At 68.5% G+C, this 890-nt stretch carries 1 protein-coding gene; it reads right to left on the reverse strand.

From position 1 onward, the window contains the following. On the reverse strand, positions 1-890 hold an 890-nt coding region (locus tag ACL02O_RS34310; RefSeq protein WP_412822340.1), incomplete at its 3' end, for an ABC transporter permease.

Genomic DNA, 890 nt, shown 5'->3' on the forward strand with positions numbered 1-890 from the left:
AGCTTCGGGTCGAGGGCCTCGCGGACCGCCTCACCGAGCATGACGAAGCTCAGCACGGCGGCGACGAGGAACGCGGCGGGGAAGAACAGCAGGAACGGCGAGACCCGGATGTAGTTCTGCGCCTCGCTGATCATGATGCCCCAGGACACGACGGGGGTCTTCAGGCCGATGCCCAGGAAGGACAGCGTGGCCTCCGCGCCGATGAACGAGCCGACCATGATCGTGCCGTACACCAGCAGCGGCGCCAGACAGTTCGGCAGCAGGTGCTTGAGGATGATCCGGCCGGTGCTGGCGCCCAGCGCCCGGGCCGCGACGATGTAGTCGGCCTCCTTGGTGGCCAGCACCGAGGACCGCATCAGCCGCATGACCACCGGCCAGCTCAGCACCGTCAGCGACATGATCACCAGCGCCATGATCTGCCACTCGCTGTTGTCCGTCCCGGCCCCGTTGAAGGTGGTCAGGATGACGATCGCGCCGAGCACGAACGGCAGGCCGAAGAAGATGTCCGCGATACGCGACAGCAGCGCGTCCACCCAGCCACCGCGGTAGCCGGCGACGACGCCCATCGCGCCACCGATCAGCAGGGTGCCGAGGGTGGACAGCACGGCCACCACCACCGAGGCGCGGGCGCCGTAGATGGTGCGGGCGTACACGTCACGGCCCTGCACGTCGAAGCCGAACCAGGCGTGCGCCGACGGCTCCACCCGGCTACGCGACAGGGCGCCGTTGACCGGGTCACCGGAGGAGAACAGCTGCGGGAACGCGGCCATCAGCAGGAACACCACAATGAACCCGGCCGAGATCCAGAACAGCGGCTTGCGACGCAGGTCGAGCCAGGCGTCACCGAGCAGGCCACGCGGCTTCTGCTGCTTCTGCGCGCTCTGCGGCAG

It is taken from the genome of Micromonospora mangrovicola, assembly GCF_047200535.1.
Taxonomy (GTDB): Bacteria; Actinomycetota; Actinomycetes; order Mycobacteriales; family Micromonosporaceae; genus Micromonospora.